Genomic DNA, 19,669 nt, shown 5'->3' on the forward strand with positions numbered 1-19,669 from the left:
GTCTAAATAAAAACATGATTTTTATCGTGTTCTGATATTCTTATAAAATGTAAAAGAGGTTAAAAAAGCCGGAAGGAAAGGTCCCACCGGCTTTAAGAAGAAAATAATAGTCTGATACATCTTATTTTTTAATGAACCTGGATTGAACCGTTTTACCATCTGCGGTTTCAATATTCATATAATACACCCCTGTCTGAAGTGTACTGATGTCAAATCGATGTCCGCTGGGTTTTCCTTCTGCCGCTTTTTGACCTGCAGAAGAGTAGATACGGATGTTTTTAAGATCTTTTTTTGATGCAAACTCCAATGCTGTCTGGTCAGAGTTCAGGGCAAATCTGAAGTTTTCTGCTGCTTTATGGCTGTCTGATACTCCTAAGGATGCAGTTGTGCTATAAACTACATTATCAATTTGGATGGCAACGTGCGTTGCTGTAGGAGTGAATTTAAATACAATATACGAACCTGCTGATGCCGGAATGTTCATACTTATATTCTGAACTGTCCCAATAGTGGTTACATTAACAGGGTTTCCTACCGCAACAAATGTTGACATGTCTGCAGGATTGGACGCAACGCCTACCTGGATGCTTCCCGGACCGGGCGATGGAGATACAAGCGTTGTATCAAAAGTCAATGTTTTATTTCCCGTGGGTGTTTCAATTTGTGGAGAAATCAGGTATGAAGATCCTGTTGCATTGTTTCCTGCATACGACTGTATAAATTTGTTGGAATCACCAGCAACAATCATCCGGGGAGATACCGGTGGCATTGCTCCGGTCATAGGGGCAACTATGGCAGACCATCCAGACTGTGGGAAAGTAGTGTTCCCGGCAGTAAAATTATCGAAATTTTCATTGATGGCAGATACCTGTGCATTAGCCGATAAGGCCGTAAACAGCAGAGTTCCTAAAAGTAATTTTAGTTTCATGAGATTATTTTTATTTAGAATTATTCCACAAAAATATATATTTATTTTTAATCATTCTAAATAAAGTTTTATATTTGCTGAAAATTTTTCTCAACAGTTATGAAGAAGAAAGTGATTACCGTTTTGTCACTGTCGTTTGGTTTTTGGATGAATGCTCAGCAAAAGGATTCCCTGAATCAACAGGATATTGATGAAGTTGTCATAACAGGGCAATATAAACAGCAGTCGATCAGTAAATCAATATACAAAGTAGAAGTAATTGATGCACAGCAGATTAAAAATATGGCTGTAACCAATGTTGCCGAAGTATTAAATCAGAACCTTAATATCTTAATAGAACCTAATAAAGGCTCCGGAAACTCCAGTGCCAATATTATGGGACTGAGTGGTGCCTATACGAAGATCCTTATTGATAATATTCCCGTTGTAAGTGATGAAGGTTTGGGTAATCTGGTAGACCTTACGAAAATCAACGTTAACAATGTTGAGCGTATTGAAGTGGTAAAAGGTGCGATGGGGGTAGAATACGGAAATAATGCTTTGGCAGGAGTCATCAATATTATTACCAAAAAGAATTACAGTAAAAAAGTAAGCATCCAGGCTTCTTTACAGGAAGAGACGGTCAATAAAGACTATGATTGGTTTAAGAAAGGAAACGGCCGTCATATCCAGTCTTTAAATGTAGGATACAGGATCAATGATAACTGGTCTGTTGCGGCAGATATTAATCATAATGATTTTAAGGGCTATAAAGGGCAACTCCGGGGATATAAGTACTTCAGTGAAAGTAATGACGGGCTGCGCGGCTACGACTGGCAACCCAAAGATCAGATCACAACCAATGGAGTCATCCGTTACAGTAAAAATAACACCAGTTTTTATTATAAACTGAATTTTCTTTCAGAAAAAATCCATTATTACAACCCGCTGGTAGAAGAGTTTTACCTTGGAGGCGGTAACAGGACCTACACATCAAAAGATACCGATTACGATACCAAAAGATGGATCCATCAGTTTAACATCCAGACAAAAATGGGAAGAATCAATTATAACGGTGATTTTTCCTATCAGACGCAGGAAAGAAAGTCCCAGCAGTACAGTTATGATGTTCCCGCAAGGCAGGAGTTATCAAGAGATCCGGATAAGACTTTTTACAAATCGGATGTATTCTATTCAAGAGGGATGTTCAGCAATTTTTTAGACAGTGAAAAAATCAATTTCCAGATAGGGTATGAGCTGGACAGAACAAAAGGTTTTGCCGGATCTACAACGTTTGAAAGCAATAATAACGGAAAAGATATTGAACGATCCATCTTCAATTACGCCAATTTCTTGTCTGCAGAATGGAATGCCACCCATTGGCTTTCTATACGCCCTGGGGTAAGGCTGGCTTTGAGTGATAAATTTGATTCCCAGTATAATTACTCCGCCACCTTAAGGTTTAAAACAACTGAAAAATCTGATATCCGTTTAGTTTTTGGTTCTGCCAACAGGTTCCCGACGTACGATGAGCTCTATACTTTTGTTGTTGACAACAACCACGATATCAGAGGGAATGAAAATCTGAAGCCTGAAACAGGGTACTCAACAGGTATATTCTGGGATTATGCAATGACCAATTCCAATGACTGGAAATTTAATTTCAGTGCATCAGGAATGTTCTTAGATGTAAAAGACAGAATTGAGAGTGTAATTGTAAACAACAGCCCTTTACAAATGACCTTTTTGAATATTGATAATTATAAATCTTTGTTATTTGGAGGAGGGATAAATGTCAGGAAAGGTGATCTTAGCGTAAATGCAGGCGTTTCAGTGATGGGGATTTCCCAGGTTCTCAACACAGGAAATGTTTATTCCCCCAACGATTATAATTTCTATGCAGAAGCCAATCTGGCGGCCAATTATACATTGCCTTACACAAAAACGCTATTTGCTCTTTATTATAAGTATACAGGAACCCAGAAGCGGTATACCCATCAGGGAAATGCGCAGGATCCAAAAGATCCGGGACAGTATATATTAGGGGAAGTCGGGGACTACAATATGCTGAATTTTACAGTGAGCCAGCCTTTCTTTAAAAATCATTTCGAAATCAGTGCCGGTGTGAAAAATATTTTTGATGTGACCAGTGTCAGAAATACAGTACAGGCTGGAAACAGCCACAATGCTGCTGCGAGTCAACAGAATCTATTCTATGGCAGAAGCTATTTTGCGAGATTAAATTATAACTTTTAACGGATTAAGAATGAAAAAAATACTATTTACCCTTTTAATAGGTGCTTCTTTTATTTCTCAGTCATGCATTAATGATAATGAAGACGCTGTTATGGTAGCACCTTCTGACGGAGCCGTTGTCAGTCCAAAAGTAGGAGGGGCAACCCAGCCCAACCAGGTTTGGATTGATCTGGGTACCAATACCGAAGTTGCAACCACAAGAACAGATTGGGATTTTGCATTCTATACAGGAAATTCATTTAAAGTAGTTTTGAATTCTTCTGTCATGATGGCAGCAGGTAAAATACCTGATGCTACCAATATAGATCTGGTAACAGAATCCAGTGTTGCAGCATTGAAAGATCAGGTTCAGGTAGCTAATTTCAATCCTGCCAACGAAACCTATATTGATGACGTAAAAGGAGATTTTCCTTCAGGATATACTGCCATAGAAGAAATTAAATACAACGATTCTGATAATGCCGTTTATCTCGTTAATATGGGGAAAAAGATCTACACAGGTAGCGTTCCTGCAGGATCTGTTACTACAGGAGGTGACAGCAGAGGATGGATGAAAGTACAGGTGGTGAGATCAGGCATCAATTACAAGATAAAGTATGCCGAACTGAATGCTACCACCCATAAAGAATTAATCATCACCAAAAATACAAACTACAATTATAACTTTGTGAGCCTGGCTAAAAACAGTGAAGTCACAATACAGCCGGAAAAAAAGAAATGGGATCTGTGTTTTACCGTGTTTACCAATCTGATTGCCGGTGCGGGAAGTTACATCTATGCCGATTTCGTTCTTACCAATAATGTAGGCGGAGTGGGCGCTTATGAAGTGAAAGTAACTTCAGGATCAGGGGTGGAAGCTTATAATAACTTCAAAACTTCGGACATTGACCCTTCCAGGTTTATTTATAATGACCAGAGGGCTATTGGTGGAAACTGGAGAAATCCTGTAGGTGCCAACGGGCTTGAAGTCTATGGTGACCGGTTCTATGTTATCAAAGATGCCGAGGGATATTACTTTAAACTGAGATTTACAAGAATCACAAACACGGCAGGAGAACGTGGAAGACCTCAATTTGAATACAAACCTTTATAAAATAATCAAATAATAGTAGATCATGAAAAAATTCATCCTTGCAGCTTCTGTTCTTGTAGCAGTATACTCTTGCAAAAAAGCAGAAGGAGCAGCCAAAGAAAATACTGCAGAAGCCAGTTCTGAAGCACCGAAAACCAACAATAAAATCGTAACATTAAACGGAGGAATTACAGAAATCGTAGCAGCTTTGGGCCACGAAAAAGAAATTGTTGCAACAGATGTTACAAGCACCTATCCGGCTTCCTTAAAAGCTACCGCTAAAGATTTAGGACACATGAGATCCATGACGATTGAACCGATCATGGCAGTAAGTCCCACATTAATTTTAGCTTCCGATAAAGATATCAATCCGGAACTAATGGAGAAAATCAAATCTTCAGGAATTCAAGCCGAAGTTTTTAAGCAGGAATATACGGTAGAAGGAACTAAAAAACTGATTGAACAGGTAGCAAAAGCTATCGGGAGTAAAGAATATCAGAAATTAAATGATAAGATTGATGCAGATCTGAAACAGGTACAGCCTATCGCTAAAAAACCGAAAGTATTATTCATCTATGCCAGAGGAAATATGCTGATGGTGTCCGGTAAAAATACCCCAATGGCTTCCCTGATCACTCTTGCAGGCGGAGAAAATGCCGTGAATGATTTTGAAGACTTTAAACCACTGACACCGGAAGCCGTTGTAAAAGCCAATCCTGATGTCCTTTTCTTTTTCGAAACAGGCCTGCAGGGAGCAGGAGGAAACGAAGGAGCGCTTAAAATGCCGGGAGTTTCCCAGACCAATGCAGGAAAGAATAAGAAGATCATCGCAATGGACGGAGGTTTAGTCTCAGGTTTCGGACCGAGACTGGGAGAAGCAGCAGTAGGATTAAACAAACTTTTAATTGAAAGCACAAAGTAAACTATACTTTTATCTTATTATAAGTGCAGTGCTGCTGGTTACCATTGCAGTGCTGTCACTTAATACCGGAGTCTATGATTTTGGCGGAGCATCTGCGTTCAAGATTTTATGGCAGGTTATCAGAGGAGATTCCACGGTGTCACTCAGTGATGCATATGTGGTATGGGATGTAAGAGCAGCCAGGATTATAATGGCGATTTTAATAGGAAGTATGTTGTCGGTTTCAGGAACAAGCCTGCAGGGGCTTTTCAAAAATCCTCTGGCGACGGGAGATTTAATAGGACTTACATCAGGAGCAACACTGCTTGCGGCAATTGCGATTGTTTTAGGAGGACATTTCAAGCACTATCTTCCTGAGGCTGTTCAGTTTTCATTGGTAGGTATCGCTGCTTTTATAGGCTCCTTTTTATCAATGATGCTGGTATACAGGATTTCAACCAATGGCGGAAAGACCAATGTGGTGATGATGCTTCTGACGGGAGTTGCCATTACGGCGATTGGGTTTTCCATTACCGGTTTTTTGATTTATATTTCAAAAGATGAGCAACTCAGGGATTTGACATTCTGGAATTTAGGAAGTCTGGCGGCAGCTACCTGGACGAAAAATAGTATTTTAACCATCGTAGCCGTTATTGCCTACAGCATTCTGCTCCCTAAAGGAAAAGCGCTCAATGCAATGATGTTGGGAGAAAAAGATGCGCAGCACCTGGGAATCAATGTGGAAAAGCTTAAGAAGCAGATCATTATTGCTGTTGCCTTAATGGTTGGTACATGCGTGGCATTTTCAGGAACCATTGGCTTTGTAGGACTTATCGTACCTTATATTTTAAGGCTTTTGTTCAAGTCCAATTATGCCTTTATCCTGCCGTTGTCAGCCGTATGCGGAAGTATTTTGCTGTTGACGGCAGATACATTCAGCAGAAGTATTGTAGCACCCTCCGAATTACCTATCGGGATTCTGACAGCGCTGATGGGAGGACCTATTTTTATTGCTATTTTGATTAAATTTAAAAAAACGCTGTAATGATAAAGGCACACCAGATTAATTATAAGCATAAAGAGTTCCGGATTCTGGATGGGATAGATGTCTCCCTGGGATATGGAGAGTTTCTGGCGATTGTAGGACCCAACGGAGCCGGGAAGTCAAGCCTTCTGAGTGTTTTGGCAGATGAAGTGAAAGCCGGAAGACCAAAGATTCTGTTTAAAGATAAACCCATCGGAGAATGGAATGTAAAAGAACTTTCAAAGCATAAGGCCAAATTTTCGCAGCATAACAGCAATGATATTCCTCTTGAAGTAAAAGATGTGATCATGATGGGAAGATATCCTTATTTTGATGCCCAGCCCGGAAAGGAAGATCTGGAAGCGCTGAACCGTATGATGTATGAAACCGATATTTTTCATCTGAAAGACAGAGATTACAATACTTTATCCGGAGGGGAAAAACAGCGTGTACATCTCTCAAGAGTAATGGCACAGCTGCAGAATGAAATTGCCCACAAACTGGTTTTTCTGGATGAGCCGCTCAACAATCTGGATATAAAACACCAGTATAAAGCATTGGAGATCATCAAAAAATTTACAGAAAAAGCCAACAGCGCCATTGTTGTTTTACATGACCTGAACCTCGCAGCCCAGTTTGCAGACAAAATCCTGCTAATGAAATCAGGAAAAGTATCCGCTTATGGCACCCCACAGGAAGTCTTCACTGCTGAGACCATCAGCAGCGCTTATAACTTTCCGTGTACGATCTGTGAGCACCCCATTACGAATAACCCAATGATCATTTTTGGATAACCATGGAAAAAGAAGAACTAAAAACCCTCGCACAGAACCTTGCCAATCCTCAGGGAGAAAAAGGCATTGAAGTAGGTGAAATGATGAATGCCACTAACATCAGTATGACAATGGAGAGCGTCAGAACTCTTCTGATTGAAGACGGTGAGCATATCCTGGAAATAGGACACGGAAATGCAGGACATCTGAAACATATTTTGGACCTGGCCCAAAACCTTGCCTATACAGGAATTGATATTTCCGAAACTATGAATCAGGAAGCCAAAAGACTGAATAAAGACTTTCTTGACCAGGCAGATTTCATATTGTATGAAGGGAAAAAGCTTCCTTTTCAGGATGAGACCTTTGATAAAATATTTACAGTCAATACCGTGTATTTCTGGGAAAAGCCGGTTGATTTTTTAAATGAGATCTACAGGGTCCTGAAAGACAGCGGAACCTTCGTTCTTACTTTCGGGCAAAGGGATTTTATGGAGAAACTGCCGTTTACAGCATATGATTTTACATTATACAACAATAATGAAATGGAAGAGCTGATTTCCAAAAGCCATTTTAAAAGAATGAAAATCACTGAAAAAGAAGAAGAGATAAAAAGTAAAACAGGAAACGAAACAATACATAGAATTTATACAATTTTAACCATAAAAAAATAAAATAATGAGCACATTAGTGAATGATTTAAAGGAAAAATGGGAAGCTCTGAAAGCAGAAAATCCACATATAAGAATAAGAAATGCCGCAGCACAATTAGGAGTAAGCGAAGCCGCGCTACTGGTTACAGGAATCGGGGAAGGAGTAACTGTTCTGAACCCTGATTTCCCGGGAATTCTTACTGAAGCTGAGCAATTGGGAAAAGTAATGGCTCTTACCCGTAATGAGGAATGCGTCCATGAGAGAAAAGGAGTGTACCAGAATGGAGATTTCAGCAGTCCGCATGCGCAGCTTTTTGTAGGCGAGGATATCGATCTCAGAATTTTCCTTAACCACTGGAAGTCTGCCTTCGCAGTAGTGGAAGGAGATAAAAAAAGTCTTCAGTTCTTTGGTAAGGACGGACTGGCACTTCATAAAATCTATCTGACGAAGAACAGTAATGAAGAAGCTTTCGATGCCATTGTAGAAAAATTTAAAGCAGAAGATCAGGACCAGGCATTCACTTTTGAAGCAGTAGCTCCGAAACAGGCAGAAAAAGCAGATGCTGAAATTGATGTAGAAGGATTCAAAAAAGCATGGACAGAATTAAAAGATACCCACGATTTCTTCATGATGACAAGAAAATTCGGTGTAAGCAGAACTCAGGCGCTGAGGCTGGCTCCGGAAGGTTTCGCAAAGAAAATTGATAATGCAAAAGTGGTGAATATCCTTGAAGATGCTTCTGAAAAGGGCACACCTATCATGGTGTTCGTAGGGAACAGGGGAATTATCCAGATTCATACCGGGAATGTGAAGAAAACCCTTTGGCACCAGCAGTGGTTCAACGTAATGGATCCTGATTTCAATTTACATCTGGATGTTACCAAGATCGCAGAAGCATGGATCGTGAAAAAACCTACGGAAGACGGGGAAGTAACCGCTATCGAAGTATTCAACAAAGAAGGTGATTTCATCGTTCAGTTCTTCGGAAAAAGAAAGCCGGGAATTCCTGAACTTCAGGAGTGGAAGGACCTGGTGGCAGGATTAGAACAATAATAATTAGATGATTTGAATGGAGACCGTTTTGTTTGTAAAATTCAAAGCGGTCTTTTTTATGCGGAAGGGTAGGTGTAAATTTACTTTCCGTGCCAAAATATTTGTGTAATTTGTGTTTAAATAATTAAGATGAAGAATATCCTTGTAGCGATACTGCTCGCAGGTTTCTGTACCATAAGTGCACAGGACTTTAAGGCCTATCAGTTTTATGATAAAAAAGGGAAAGAAGTAAAAACAGACAAGGTTGTTAAAGATCTGGCTGATTATGATGTGGTTTTTTTCGGCGAAAATCATAACAGCTCTATCAATCACTGGCTTCAGCTCAGGATCACCGAAGCTTTGTATGCAAAGAAAAACGGACAGCTTATCTTGGGAGCGGAAATGTTTGAAAGAGACAATCAGCCTCAGTTGAACCAATACCTGAACGGTACATTGGATGCAAAAACCCTGAAAGACTCCGCCCGTTTGTGGAATAATTATGCAACGGATTATAAACCTCTGGTAGATTTTGCAAAAAGTAAAAAGCTGAGCTTCATTGCTACCAATATTCCTAGGAGATACGCTTCACAGACCTCGAAAGAAGGGCTGGAATCTTTAAATAAGCTCAGCGATAAAGAGAAAACGTATATTGCTCAGTTACCGATTAAAGTGACGCTGGATACCCCGGGATACCAGGAAATGAAAAAAATGATGGGTGATCATGCAGAAGGAACAAAAGTGATGAACTTTATCTCTGCACAGGCTACCAAAGATGCAACAATGGCAGAATCTATCCTGAAAAATCTGCAGGCCGGTAAAACCTTTATCCATTATAACGGAAACTACCACAGCAAAGAATTCGGCGGAATCTATTGGTATATCAGACAGAAAAACCCTAATCTGAAAATGGCGGTGATCTCTGTGTTTGAATCAGACGACCCTGAATTAAAAATTCCGGCAGAAGATTATGTTCCGACAGAATTCAATCTGATTATTCCTTCAGATATGACAAAGACCTTTTGATTTACCTCCGGATTAGGTTTACATTCGAAGAAAACAGCAATTTTGTACATCTGATAAACAGATTTATAATAGTGAATCATATCAAAATTCAATAGTGACGGGCTTTAGCCCGTTTTTTTATAGATGAAAATTCCATCGGCTTTAGCCAAAACCTAAAAATGAGGTTAAAAATTTTCAGCAGAGAATTAAGTCAGCCCCATGAAGTATTTTTACCTCACAATATTTACCTTTGTATAACATTCAAAAACATATGAAAAATCTGTCTGCTCTTTTGATTCTTGTTATGGGTTTCGTCCATGCTCAAAAGCTTACTGCAAATGAACGCTCTATCATCAATCAGGGAGACGTGAACACGGCATTACCAATTTACCAGACCACAGATAGCCATCAGCATAAAACCTTACTGAGTCTTTCCACAGAAGCCGATCCACTTGATCCGAATACAGCAGTCCTGGTAAAAAGAATGAAAGAATCTCTTCTCTCAACAGATGGAGGAGTGGGTATTGCTGCACCACAGGTGGGTATCAACAGGAGGATTATCTGGGTACAGCGTTTCGATAAGGAAGGTGCTCCGCTGGAATACTTTATCAATCCTGTGATCGTCTGGAAGTCAGATTTGCAGAATCTGGGACCTGAGGGAGATCTGTCTATCCCTGATTTCAGAGATCAGTTTTACAGAAGTAAGGTCATTCAGCTGGAATATGTGGATCTGAAGGGCCAGAAATATTCTGAAATTGTAGAAGGATTTACTGCCGTCATTTTCCAGCACGAAATTGATCACCTCTTCGGAATTCTGATTTCCGATAAAAAAGAAAAAGAAAAAAACGATTCTTATAAAAAGGTAGACGCCTATCAGAAAAGTGATCTGAACAGAAGATGAAATAGGGGTAATGAGTAATGAGTAATGAGTAATGAGTAATGACTAATGAGTAATGAGTAATGAGTAATGAGTAATGAGTGCATCAGGGCTATTACGAATTCTCCTTCATCAAATCGATTGAAAATCGATGCATTCTTAGCTCCCTTAAAAATACAACATGATCAAAATTAAATTTTGTGTTTAAGAAAAACAATGCATTCAACAGCTTGTATTCATCTTTAAAAATCCGTGATTAAACTAAAAAAATAAAAGGAGCTGTTTTGATAAAAAACAGCTCCTTTCGCTATAACTATGCTTAAAAAAATTGGATTAACCGTTGTTGGTTACTGAAAGTTTCACCTCCATATTGTTTCTTGTAGCATTAGAATACGGACAGATCTGATGTGCTTTTTCTGTTAAAGCCTGTGCTTCCTCAAGAGAAACCCCGGGAATATTGACATCCAGCTCTGCAGCCAATCCGAAACCTCCGTTTTCAAGCTGGCCTATGCTGATCTGAGCCGTAACCTTTGTTTCGCCGGTCTTTACTTTGGCTAAGCTGATCACCCTGTTCAGTGCGCTGTCAAAACAAGCTGAATATCCGGCAGCAAAAAGCATCTCCGGATTGGTAAAGTCGTCATTGGCTCCGCCTAAAGCTTTCGGCATTCTTACTTCAAGGTCCAGCACAGCGTTTTCACTTTTTACGTGGCCGTTTCTTCCGCCTGTGGCAGTGACTTTTGTGGTATATAACGTTTTCATTTATTTTCTATTTTGTTTAATATTTTCAGTACGGTGTCTTTGAGATGGAGGAGCTCTTCCGGTTGTATGCCAAGTCTTTCCTGTATTTTTCCGGGAATTTCACAGGCTTTTTTACGTAATTGCTTTCCGGCATCTGCTAAAAATACTTCAACGACTCTTTCGTCTTCTTTTTTTCTTTTTCTTATGATAAATCCTTTAGCTTCAAGCCTTTTGAGAAGCGGAGTCAGTGTTCCGCTATCCAGAAACAGCTTTTCACCGATATGCGTTACGGTAAGGCCGTCGCCACCCCACAATACCATCATCACGAGGTACTGAGGATAAGTGATGTCCAGCTCATCAAGAAAAGGACGGTAAAGTCCGGTAATCTCTTTGGCAATCACATATAAAGGGAAGCAGATCTGGTTTTCTAATTTTGGGGCATTTGAATTTTCCATAGAGTCGGGGTACGAAAGATTCGATGAAGGTATTACTTTTTTATGATAAATTCATCCATTGGAATACGGACTTTTTTCATATTAGAAAGCCAGTCATTGGCCTCATCACGGTATCCAAGGTATAAAAGACTTACACTTTTCAATCCTAATTCTTTCAATCCCAGTACTTCGTCTACTACAGCATTGTTGAAGCCTTCTGCCGGAGTACTATCTATTTTAAGTTCTGCGGCCTGGGCAAGGGCAATTCCTAATGCAATATAGGTCTGGCGGGCAGTATGGGCAAAATGTTGTTCAGGAGTCTGGCTTCCGTATATTTCCTTGATTTTATCAGTATAGCTTCCGAAACGGCCTCTTGGAAGATCTCTTACATCGGTATGATAATCGTAAACCTTATCTATTTTTTCATCAGAATAGCTGTCCCATGCGGCAAAAACCAGAACATGAGAAGAATCTCTCATTACTTCAGGGTTTAAAGCACCTGCAACCATTTTTTCTTTCAGTTCCTGGTTTTCAACCACAATGATGCGGAAAGGCTGTAATCCTGAAGAAGTAGGGGCAAGCCTTGCAGCTTCTAAAATGGTATTTAAGTTTTCGGATGAAACTTTTTTTGCAGGATCATATGCTTTTACGGCATGTCTCCAGTTAAGATTTTCTATTAATGACATTTTCTTTTGGTTTTAAATTAAACTACTTGGTGATTATAAAATCCGGAATTTCATTTTTCTGGATTAAAATAACATTGCAAATATACAACAATTTATATTGTACACAATTTAATTTTGAAAAATTTTATTGTTGTCAATTATTTTAACTTTTTTTAAGATATATGATTTTCCGCAAGATCCGGATTTTTTGAGCGCTGCAATATGTCAATCTTTGTATCAGAATTTTAATACTAAAACAATGCAGAGATTTAACAACAAAACAGCATTAATTACCGGAGGAACCAACGGAATGGGATTGGCAACCGCACAGAAAATGATTGAGGAGGGAGGAAGAGTGATCATTACGGGAAGAAGTAAAGAAACAGTAAACCGGGCTTTGGAAATATTGGGCGAAAAAGCTTTTGGGATTGTTTCAGATGCCGGAAACATGAATGATCTGATGAATCTGCAGCAGGAAATCAGAAAATATACGGACCAGATCGATTGGGTTTTTGCCAATGCAGGTTATGGAAGATTTGCTCCGGTTGAGCATGTTGACGGAAGTCACTTTGATGAGCTTTTCAATATGCTGGTGAAAGGATCTTTTTTTACGGTTCAGCAGGTTTTACCCCTCATGAAAAGTGGCAGCTCTGTGATCTTTAATACATCGGTAGCTACTGAAATTGCCATGCATAACTTTTCTGTGTATTCAGCTGCAAAGTCAGCGGTTCAGTCTTTCATCAAAACATTTGCTGTAGAACTTACAGAGCGTGGGATACGGGTAAACGGAGTGAGCCCGGGACATATTAAAACCAATATTTTTAACAATACAGGCTTGACTTCCGAACAGATTGAAAGCGCCATCGAAGATATCATTCCTACCATACCTTTCAAAAGACAGGGAGAACCGTCGGAAATTGCCAGTGTGGTACTGTTTCTGGCTTCGGAAGATGCTTCATACATTCATGGAGCAGAAGTGAAAGTGGATGCCGGAATTTCCATGATCAGATAAATAACTGAACTTCTTATTACAGTCTGATCGCAGATGCAGCTATTTTTTTACTTCATTGATCTGCCTGATGATATGGGTTTTGTTTTCAATTCCTATATTAAATACTTTACCTTGCTTATAGCTTTGTTTTGCCTTTTCAAAAAGGGCATTATAATCCGGTGATTTTTTTGAAATATAAAAAACCTGAGCGCTTATCCCGATAGCAACCCGTACAACTTCATCCGGTTTATCAGGATCTTCAAGAATATTGGTAATGGTGGAATTGTTATACCAGGTCAGGTTTTGTGAACCGGAATTTCCGGAGCATGATGTAATCATAATAAACAGTAATAAAAGATAGTTCCAGAGTTTCATATCGCAATATATTAAATAAAAAGCTCCTACAGTATAAATTGACTGCAGGAGCTTTATAAATGTGAATTAGAATCCGCAGCTTGATACACTAGGAGCCGGAGAAGGAGAACATCCGGAAAGTGCTGAAAACTTAGTCAGTACACAGTTGGTGTTCACGTAATTGTTGTCATACAATAAAGATCCTGAAGGGCTTCTGTAGTAAACATTTCCAGCCGTATTGGCATATGAAGAGACAGAAGCAGATCCGCATGAAGTATTAGTACATGCCGCTCTCCATGCTGTATCGGTTACAGGGCCGCTTGAGAATAATGATGGATCTATGATTCTTTTCTCAACAACTCCCGATGCATTTTTAAAGCTTACAAGAATGGCAACGTGATAAACCCACGATACGCAGCAGGTACCTGTAGAAGCTCTAAGGTTTCCGTATACAAACTGCTTCTCACAGTCATAACCTGCATTGATTAAGATCTGTCTCATTTTGTGCGCTCTTGCATAGCATCCGTCTACAGGATATCTGAATGTGATACAAGGTGAAGATGCTGTAGAGGTACCGCATGCCTGATTTTTGATCTGAGCAAATAAACTGTTCAATGTTGCCAGGTCAGGAATAACACTTGTCAGTTTTCTGCTTTCTTCCTGAACTTCTTTAGTAAGAACAGATCTGAAATAACGGATGTCTTCCTCGGTTGCTTTCTCTACTTTTGCAATTTCGTTAGAATTGTTTTTCAGGAAAACATGAACCGGAGATTCATCTTTTACAGCCTGTCTGATCATAGAAATGTAGCTTTCATTTTCTTGAGTGTCCGCTATTTCGTAAGGCTGGGCACTGACCATAAATGAAACTTTAAACTTTCCATTCTCTTTCTCTATCCCTACCGGGACAGTTCTGCCGAAATCTTTCATTGCAATTTCGCCGGCCTCTTTGGATGTTAAATTTTGTTCTTGATTGGCGCTTGAATCAGCGCAGGCATTGAATGACAGAACCGTCACGAATACCATCATGGATAACAGGAATTTTTTCATAATTCTCATAAGTTTTTGATTAGTGGTGTTTTTTATGAATTATTAAATCAATAATAGTTCACAATTTTGTGATAATAAAAGTAACAAAATTTAAAATACAGGCAAATATTTTTTAATAAAAATTTAAAATACTTAATGATCCTGATGATTAAAACAAAGATTATTGTCTGACAGACTGTCTTTCTAGTAGAATAGAAGTTTAAAAAACTTTTAAGCAGTAAAGAATGAAGGCATTGGAATACCCTTTAAGCAAAACACCAGTTTCAAGATCTGAAACTGGTGTTTTTATTTTTATTACCTGTAAATCAATTCAGCCTGGAATACATCTGCAAAGTGTTTTCTGATCTTTGCCTTGATATCTTCCATTTCCTCCGGGGTAAGCTCTCTTTCAAGCTCTCTTTTCAGGGAAGTCACCTGTTTGTCTTTGATTCCGCATGGGATAATGTATTCAAAATACCGCATATCCGTATTGACGTTCAGCGCAAAACCATGAAGAGTAACCCAGCGGGAAGCTTTTACCCCCATAGCACAGATTTTTCTGGCATAAGGTTTTCCTACATCCAGCCATACTCCGGTTTCTCCTGAAGAGCGTTCTCCTTTCAGCCCGTATTCCCCAATCGTTCGGATGATCACTTCTTCCAGATTTCTCATATACAAATGGATATCTGTGAAGAAATTTTCAAGATCCAGAACAGGATATCCAACGATCTGTCCGTATCCATGATAAGTAATATCGCCCCCACGGTTGGTCTTTACATAAGTAGCATCCAGTTCTTTCAGCTTATCCATACCGGCGAGCATGTTTTCCTCATGGCCGCTTTTTCCTAAAGTGTACACATGCGGATGCTCTACCAGAAGAAGGTGGTTGGGAGTGGTAATATGCTGTTCGGCAGGCAGATCACGGTTTTTTATTTTGGTATCGATAATATCTTTCATCAGCTTTTCCTGATAATCCCAGGCGGGCTGATATTCCTTTACCCCTAAATCCTCAAATTCGACTGCTTTATTCTGATTTGTATTCATACCATTTTTTGATATACAAATTTAGTGAATTTTACCCTTTTATGGAATGGATAAAATCTATGGCATTCTTCTTCCAGTCTTTATGCTGCAGCAAAGTATTCACAAAAGCTGTTCCAATGATCCCTCCGGCTGCTTTTTCCGTAACATTTTCAAAATCTTCTTTTGACCTGATCCCGAACCCGATCATCACCGGATTTTTAAGGGGAAGTCCGGATAATCTGGAGAGATAGTTTTCATTCTTCAAAACGGCATTTTCATTTCCTGTGGTTGAAGAAGAGCTTACAGCATACAGAAACCCTGAGCTTAATGAATCAAGATATTGAATTCTTTCATTCGGTGTTTCAGGGGTAACCAGAAATGTAAAATCAAGATTGTATTTTTTTAAAATCTGCTGATAATTTTTCTCAAATTCAATAGGAGGGAGATCCGGAAGAATTAATCCTGAAACTCCACTTTCTGAGCATTCCTCACAAAATCTTTCGAACCCGAAACTTAATACGGGATTGATATACCCCATTAAAATGACAGGAATTCTGATCTTGTCTTTGATTGTTTTTAATTGAGCGAAAAGCTTCTCAATGGTCATTCCGTTCTGTAATGCCAGTTCGTGGGCCTTCTGAATGACAGGGCCGTCTGCCACCGGGTCAGAATAGGGCATACCGATCTCGATCATATCTGCTCCCGAATCCTGAATCAGCTGTATGATATCAGCAGTATCTTCCAGTTGCGGGATCCCTGCTGTGAAATATATATTTAGTTTTTTCATTTTTATATTGTATTTGTGTACGGATGCAAAAGTTTACATCATACTTTACATTTTAAAGATTTTTCAAATAAGTTTCCATATCCTTATCGCCACGGCCACTCAGGCAGATGACAATGATATCGTCTTCATTAAACTGTTTTTTATCCAGCACAGCCAGAGCGTGAGAGCTTTCCAGTGCCGGGATAATGCCTTCCAGTCTGGTCAGTTCAAAAGCGCATTTTAAGGCTTCATCATCATTAATACTGAAGAATTCAGCACGTTTTTCCTTGAACAGATGCGCATGGAAAGGCCCGATTCCCGGATAATCCAATCCTGCAGAGATAGAGTGGGGTTCTATAACCTGTCCATCTGCCGTCTGCATCACAAGACTTTTGCTTCCATGCAATACGCCCAATGTTCCCAGAAAAGTAGTGGCGGCAGATTTTCCTGAATCCACTCCCAGACCTCCGGCTTCTGCAGCAATAATCTTTACGTCCTTTTCTTCTACAAAATGATAAAAAGTCCCGGCAGCATTACTTCCGCCTCCCACACAGGCAATCACATAATCAGGATTTTCCCTTCCGGTCTTCTCTTTCAGCTGTTCCCTGATCTCTTTTGAAATGACACTCTGAAATCTTGCTACAAGATCCGGGAAAGGGTGTGGCCCCACTACACTTCCAATGACATAATGAGTAGTAACAGGATTGTTGATCCAGTCTCTCAGCGCTTCGTTTACTGCATCTTTCAGGGTTTTTGATCCTGAAGTGGCTGCAACAACTTCCGCTCCCAGCATTTTCATCCTTGCCACGTTCGGTGCCTGTCTCTGAATATCGATCTCACCCATGTAGACAATACATTCAAGCCCCAATAATGCACAGGCCGTAGCCGTAGCCACTCCATGCTGCCCGGCACCGGTTTCAGCAATAATCCTGGTTTTTCCTAAACGCTTTGCCAGTAAAACCTGCCCCAAAGCATTATTGATCTTGTGAGCTCCGGTATGGTTGAGGTCTTCTCTTTTCAGATAGATCTGGGTTTTATATTTCTTACTTAGGTTTTTAGCCAGATAAAGAGGGGTGGCACGGCCTACATAATTGGTAAGCAGATCCTGATATTCATTCTGAAAATCTTCAGATTCTATGATGTCAAGATAGTTTTTCTGTAACTCTTCAACATTAGGATACAGCATTTCGGGGATAAAAGCACCTCCAAAATCTCCATAATATCCGTTTTCATCGGGGTTTTTATAATTCATTTTTTTATTCTTTAGTAATTAAATAAGCATTGTTTTGTGCGCTCAGCTGTCTGAGCAGTTCTTTCCGCTCCTGGGAAACATTAAAAATCAAAATATCATCATCTTCGGAATTCACCCATTCTGAGCCTATACTTTCTTTGATCATTTTAGCTTTATCATATACGATTTCAATATCGCATTTTTCATAGAACGGACGGAGCTCCTGATGACAGAATCCTATCGTCTCCATCTTTTGCAGCGTAACATGATTCCTGAAATGACGGACCAACTGAGCGCCATATCCTTTTTTCCTGTGGGCAGAAACCAGTCCGACTGCTTCCGCAAAAGGCAGCGCTTTCCCCGAAATCTCCAGCGTAAAATCAAAATTGACACGGATCACGGCCAGTATACTTTCTTCAGCATCCAGCAGGAAATGAAATTCCGAATTTTTGAAAAACGTCCGGAAATAATCAGCCTTCATTGTATTCCACACGTCAATATCCCAAAGCTGAAGAATATGTTCTATTTCATTCTCTGTCAGTTCATCTGTTGATTTAATCTGATATCTCATAAGATCGTTTTTATATATTCAAAGTTAGCAAAGAGTCTCAAAGGGAGGATTTAGAAACAGCTATTATATTCAATATTATTAAATGAGTCCCAAAGGGACGATTTAAAAAAAACAGCAAAGGATAAAATCCTTGGCGATAAGATATTCAACCATCAATCCCACAAATATTTTTCATAATAATCCATTTTATGTTTTTCCAGAATACCAATCAGTTCATTTTTAAAATCATGTTTCTGATGGTGCTGGCGTTGTTTCTTTATATAATTGGTTATCATCTGAACATCCTTTTCACTCACCGAAAAAGCTCCGTACCCATCCTGCCAGAAAAAATTCATATTTCTTACCTTTTGTTTTGATCCATTTTGATGAATGGGCTTTTACTTCCTGAACCAGTTTCATTAATGGAATTTTCTGGGAAAGCCTGCACAGGATGTGAATATGGTTATCTGTTCCGCCTATCTGCAATGCCCTGCATTCAAAATCTCTGCATAGCACTGCAATGTAGGAATACAATTCCTGTTCTATTTCTTCATCGATGAAATCGTTCCTGTATTTTGTGCTGAATACAATATGAACGTAGTTTTTGACTAGTGATTGGGGCATGTTTTTGTGTTTTTTGTTAATTGGACGGTGTCCAATTTTGAGTTAAGTCTTCCCGTTGGGACTCTCTATGGATAATACAGACATGAATTTTTTTATTTTGCTAATGTCTTTATGGCCGGGTTCTGTCTCAAATTTTGAATTGATATCCAATGCAAAAGGCCTTGGATGCAAGGTTTCTGTTTCGGTTATATTTTCTTCCGAAATCCCGCCGCTCAGAAAATAGGGTTTGCTCAGTTCCAGCTGTTGCAGAATACTCCAGTCAAAAGCGTGTCCTGTACCTCCGAAAGCTTTGGAATCAGTATCGAAAAGGATAAAGTCAATAGCATTCTGAATGGAATGAAGCAAACCTGAAAACTGATGCTTAAAATTAAGTAGCGATTCTTTGTCCTCTGAAATCACTGAACTGATCCTGATCACTTTTATAATTTGTATTTCAGGAAGCTTTTCCTTTAAACTTCTGATAAACCCTGAATCCTCATCACCGTGAAGCTGAATTATATTGAGACGGGCTTTTTCAGCAATTTCCACCACTTTATCAATTTTTTCATTGACGAAAACACCCGTTTTTCCCTGATGATCAATCTTTGAAATATCTTCTAATGTCAAATGATTCAGAACGTATCTCGGTGATTTTTCATAGAAAATAAAACCCAGAAAATCAGTGTTCATCGTTATGAGCTCCTGGATCTGGTCTGGTTGTGTTAAACCGCAGACTTTTAATTTAGGGGAATGCTGATGGTTCATAAATATTATATAATGATGGATATTG

The 19,669-nt window shown here is 39.3% G+C and carries 23 protein-coding genes; 10 read left to right on the top strand and 13 right to left on the bottom strand.

Translation table 11 applies throughout. The features are described 5' to 3' along the window. Nucleotides 1–121 precede the first annotated feature (121 nt). A complete protein-coding gene (locus tag BBI00_RS02025) occupies nt 122–928 on the bottom strand; it encodes a T9SS-dependent choice-of-anchor J family protein (RefSeq protein ID WP_065397204.1) in 807 nt (268 codons plus the stop codon). Nucleotides 929–1,027: 99 nt separating this feature from the next. Between BBI00_RS02025 and BBI00_RS02030 the strand changes: the two genes are divergently transcribed. The 9 genes from BBI00_RS02030 (at nt 1,028) to BBI00_RS02070 (ending at nt 10,522) form a co-directional block, all read left to right on the top strand. Then, the gene (locus BBI00_RS02030; RefSeq protein WP_065397205.1) at nt 1,028–3,163 is read left to right on the top strand and encodes a TonB-dependent receptor plug domain-containing protein; all 2,136 of its coding nucleotides are present in this window, start codon (nt 1,028–1,030) and stop codon (nt 3,161–3,163) included. Between the two features lie 10 nt (nt 3,164–3,173). After that, complete coding sequence (locus BBI00_RS02035; protein WP_065397206.1) at nt 3,174–4,256, top strand: HmuY family protein; 1,083 nt, start codon at nt 3,174–3,176, stop codon at nt 4,254–4,256. Between the two features lie 22 nt (nt 4,257–4,278). Continuing rightward, nucleotides 4,279–5,157 carry a heme/hemin ABC transporter substrate-binding protein gene (locus BBI00_RS02040; RefSeq protein WP_065397207.1) on the top strand — a complete coding sequence of 293 codons (879 nt, stop codon included), beginning with the start codon at nt 4,279–4,281 and terminating at the stop codon, nt 5,155–5,157. Beyond that, nucleotides 5,141–6,181, top strand: coding sequence for a FecCD family ABC transporter permease (locus BBI00_RS02045; protein WP_065397208.1), 1,041 nt, complete (start codon nt 5,141–5,143; stop codon nt 6,179–6,181). Before BBI00_RS02040 ends, BBI00_RS02045 begins: the two co-directional genes overlap by 17 nt. Then, nucleotides 6,181–6,954, top strand: coding sequence for a heme ABC transporter ATP-binding protein (locus BBI00_RS02050; protein ID WP_065397209.1), 774 nt, complete (start codon nt 6,181–6,183; stop codon nt 6,952–6,954). Before BBI00_RS02045 ends, BBI00_RS02050 begins: the two co-directional genes overlap by 1 nt. 2 nt (nt 6,955–6,956) lie before the next feature. Then, a complete protein-coding gene (locus BBI00_RS02055; protein WP_065397210.1) occupies nt 6,957–7,607 on the top strand; it encodes a class I SAM-dependent methyltransferase in 651 nt (216 codons plus the stop codon). Between the two features lie 4 nt (nt 7,608–7,611). Next, nucleotides 7,612–8,640 carry a hemin-degrading factor gene (locus BBI00_RS02060; RefSeq protein WP_065397211.1) on the top strand — a complete coding sequence of 343 codons (1,029 nt, stop codon included), beginning with the start codon at nt 7,612–7,614 and terminating at the stop codon, nt 8,638–8,640. 129 nt (nt 8,641–8,769) lie between these two features. Then, nucleotides 8,770–9,642, top strand: a complete 873-nt coding sequence (locus tag BBI00_RS02065) for a ChaN family lipoprotein (protein ID WP_065397212.1) — start codon at nt 8,770–8,772, stop codon at nt 9,640–9,642. 250 nt (nt 9,643–9,892) lie between these two features. Beyond that, nucleotides 9,893–10,522, top strand: a complete 630-nt coding sequence (locus BBI00_RS02070; protein ID WP_065397213.1) for a peptide deformylase — start codon at nt 9,893–9,895, stop codon at nt 10,520–10,522. Between the two features lie 309 nt (nt 10,523–10,831). Here BBI00_RS02070 and BBI00_RS02075 read toward each other — a convergent pair whose 3' ends face one another. Genes BBI00_RS02075 through BBI00_RS02085 form a run of 3 tightly spaced genes read right to left on the bottom strand, consistent with a single transcriptional unit; the run spans nt 10,832 to nt 12,356 of the window. Next, complete coding sequence (locus tag BBI00_RS02075; RefSeq protein ID WP_065397214.1) at nt 10,832–11,257, bottom strand: organic hydroperoxide resistance protein; 426 nt, start codon at nt 11,255–11,257, stop codon at nt 10,832–10,834. After that, nucleotides 11,254–11,691 (bottom strand): MarR family winged helix-turn-helix transcriptional regulator, encoded by a 438-nt coding sequence (locus BBI00_RS02080; RefSeq protein WP_065397215.1) that lies wholly within the window; start codon nt 11,689–11,691, stop codon nt 11,254–11,256. The genes BBI00_RS02075 and BBI00_RS02080 overlap by 4 nt, the downstream gene beginning before the upstream one ends. 32 nt (nt 11,692–11,723) lie before the next feature. Then, nucleotides 11,724–12,356: an NAD(P)H-dependent oxidoreductase gene (locus BBI00_RS02085; protein WP_065397216.1), complete on the bottom strand. Its 633-nt coding sequence runs from the start codon at nt 12,354–12,356 to the stop codon at nt 11,724–11,726. Nucleotides 12,357–12,594: 238 nt separating this feature from the next. Between BBI00_RS02085 and BBI00_RS02090 the strand changes: the two genes are divergently transcribed. After that, on the top strand, nt 12,595–13,347 hold the full coding sequence (locus tag BBI00_RS02090; RefSeq protein ID WP_065397217.1) for an SDR family oxidoreductase: 753 nt from the start codon (nt 12,595–12,597) through the stop codon (nt 13,345–13,347). A 39-nt stretch (nt 13,348–13,386) separates the two neighbouring features. Here the strand turns inward: BBI00_RS02090 and BBI00_RS02095 are convergent, their stop codons facing one another. From BBI00_RS02095 to BBI00_RS02130, 9 genes are all read right to left on the bottom strand, one after another. Beyond that, entirely contained in the window at nt 13,387–13,701 is a 315-nt protein-coding gene (locus BBI00_RS02095; RefSeq protein ID WP_065397218.1) for a hypothetical protein, read from the bottom strand. A 66-nt stretch (nt 13,702–13,767) separates the two neighbouring features. Further along, the gene (locus tag BBI00_RS02100; RefSeq protein ID WP_123841686.1) at nt 13,768–14,727 is read right to left on the bottom strand and encodes a protein-glutamine glutaminase; all 960 of its coding nucleotides are present in this window, start codon (nt 14,725–14,727) and stop codon (nt 13,768–13,770) included. Between the two features lie 294 nt (nt 14,728–15,021). Further along, nucleotides 15,022–15,750 carry a lipoyl(octanoyl) transferase LipB gene (gene lipB / locus BBI00_RS02105; RefSeq protein ID WP_065397220.1) on the bottom strand — a complete coding sequence of 243 codons (729 nt, stop codon included), beginning with the start codon at nt 15,748–15,750 and terminating at the stop codon, nt 15,022–15,024. A 31-nt stretch (nt 15,751–15,781) separates the two neighbouring features. Next, entirely contained in the window at nt 15,782–16,516 is a 735-nt protein-coding gene (trpA, locus tag BBI00_RS02110; protein WP_065397221.1) for a tryptophan synthase subunit alpha, read from the bottom strand. A 52-nt stretch (nt 16,517–16,568) separates the two neighbouring features. Beyond that, nucleotides 16,569–17,747: a tryptophan synthase subunit beta gene (gene trpB, locus BBI00_RS02115; protein WP_065397222.1), complete on the bottom strand. Its 1,179-nt coding sequence runs from the start codon at nt 17,745–17,747 to the stop codon at nt 16,569–16,571. A gap of 4 nt (nt 17,748–17,751) precedes the next feature. Then, the gene (locus BBI00_RS02120; RefSeq protein WP_065397223.1) at nt 17,752–18,297 is read right to left on the bottom strand and encodes a GNAT family N-acetyltransferase; all 546 of its coding nucleotides are present in this window, start codon (nt 18,295–18,297) and stop codon (nt 17,752–17,754) included. Between the two features lie 152 nt (nt 18,298–18,449). After that, the gene (locus BBI00_RS23630) at nt 18,450–18,632 is read right to left on the bottom strand and encodes a transposase (RefSeq protein ID WP_083988398.1); all 183 of its coding nucleotides are present in this window, start codon (nt 18,630–18,632) and stop codon (nt 18,450–18,452) included. Then, on the bottom strand, nt 18,586–18,900 hold the full coding sequence (tnpA, locus tag BBI00_RS02125; protein ID WP_083988399.1) for an IS200/IS605 family transposase: 315 nt from the start codon (nt 18,898–18,900) through the stop codon (nt 18,586–18,588). The genes BBI00_RS23630 and tnpA overlap by 47 nt, the downstream gene beginning before the upstream one ends. Before the next feature lie 42 nt (nt 18,901–18,942). Then, entirely contained in the window at nt 18,943–19,644 is a 702-nt protein-coding gene (locus tag BBI00_RS02130; RefSeq protein WP_065397224.1) for a phosphoribosylanthranilate isomerase, read from the bottom strand. Between the last annotated feature and the right edge of the window lie 25 nt (nt 19,645–19,669).

It is taken from the genome of Chryseobacterium arthrosphaerae (assembly GCF_001684965.1).
In the GTDB taxonomy this organism is placed as follows: Bacteria; Bacteroidota; Bacteroidia; order Flavobacteriales; family Weeksellaceae; genus Chryseobacterium; species Chryseobacterium arthrosphaerae.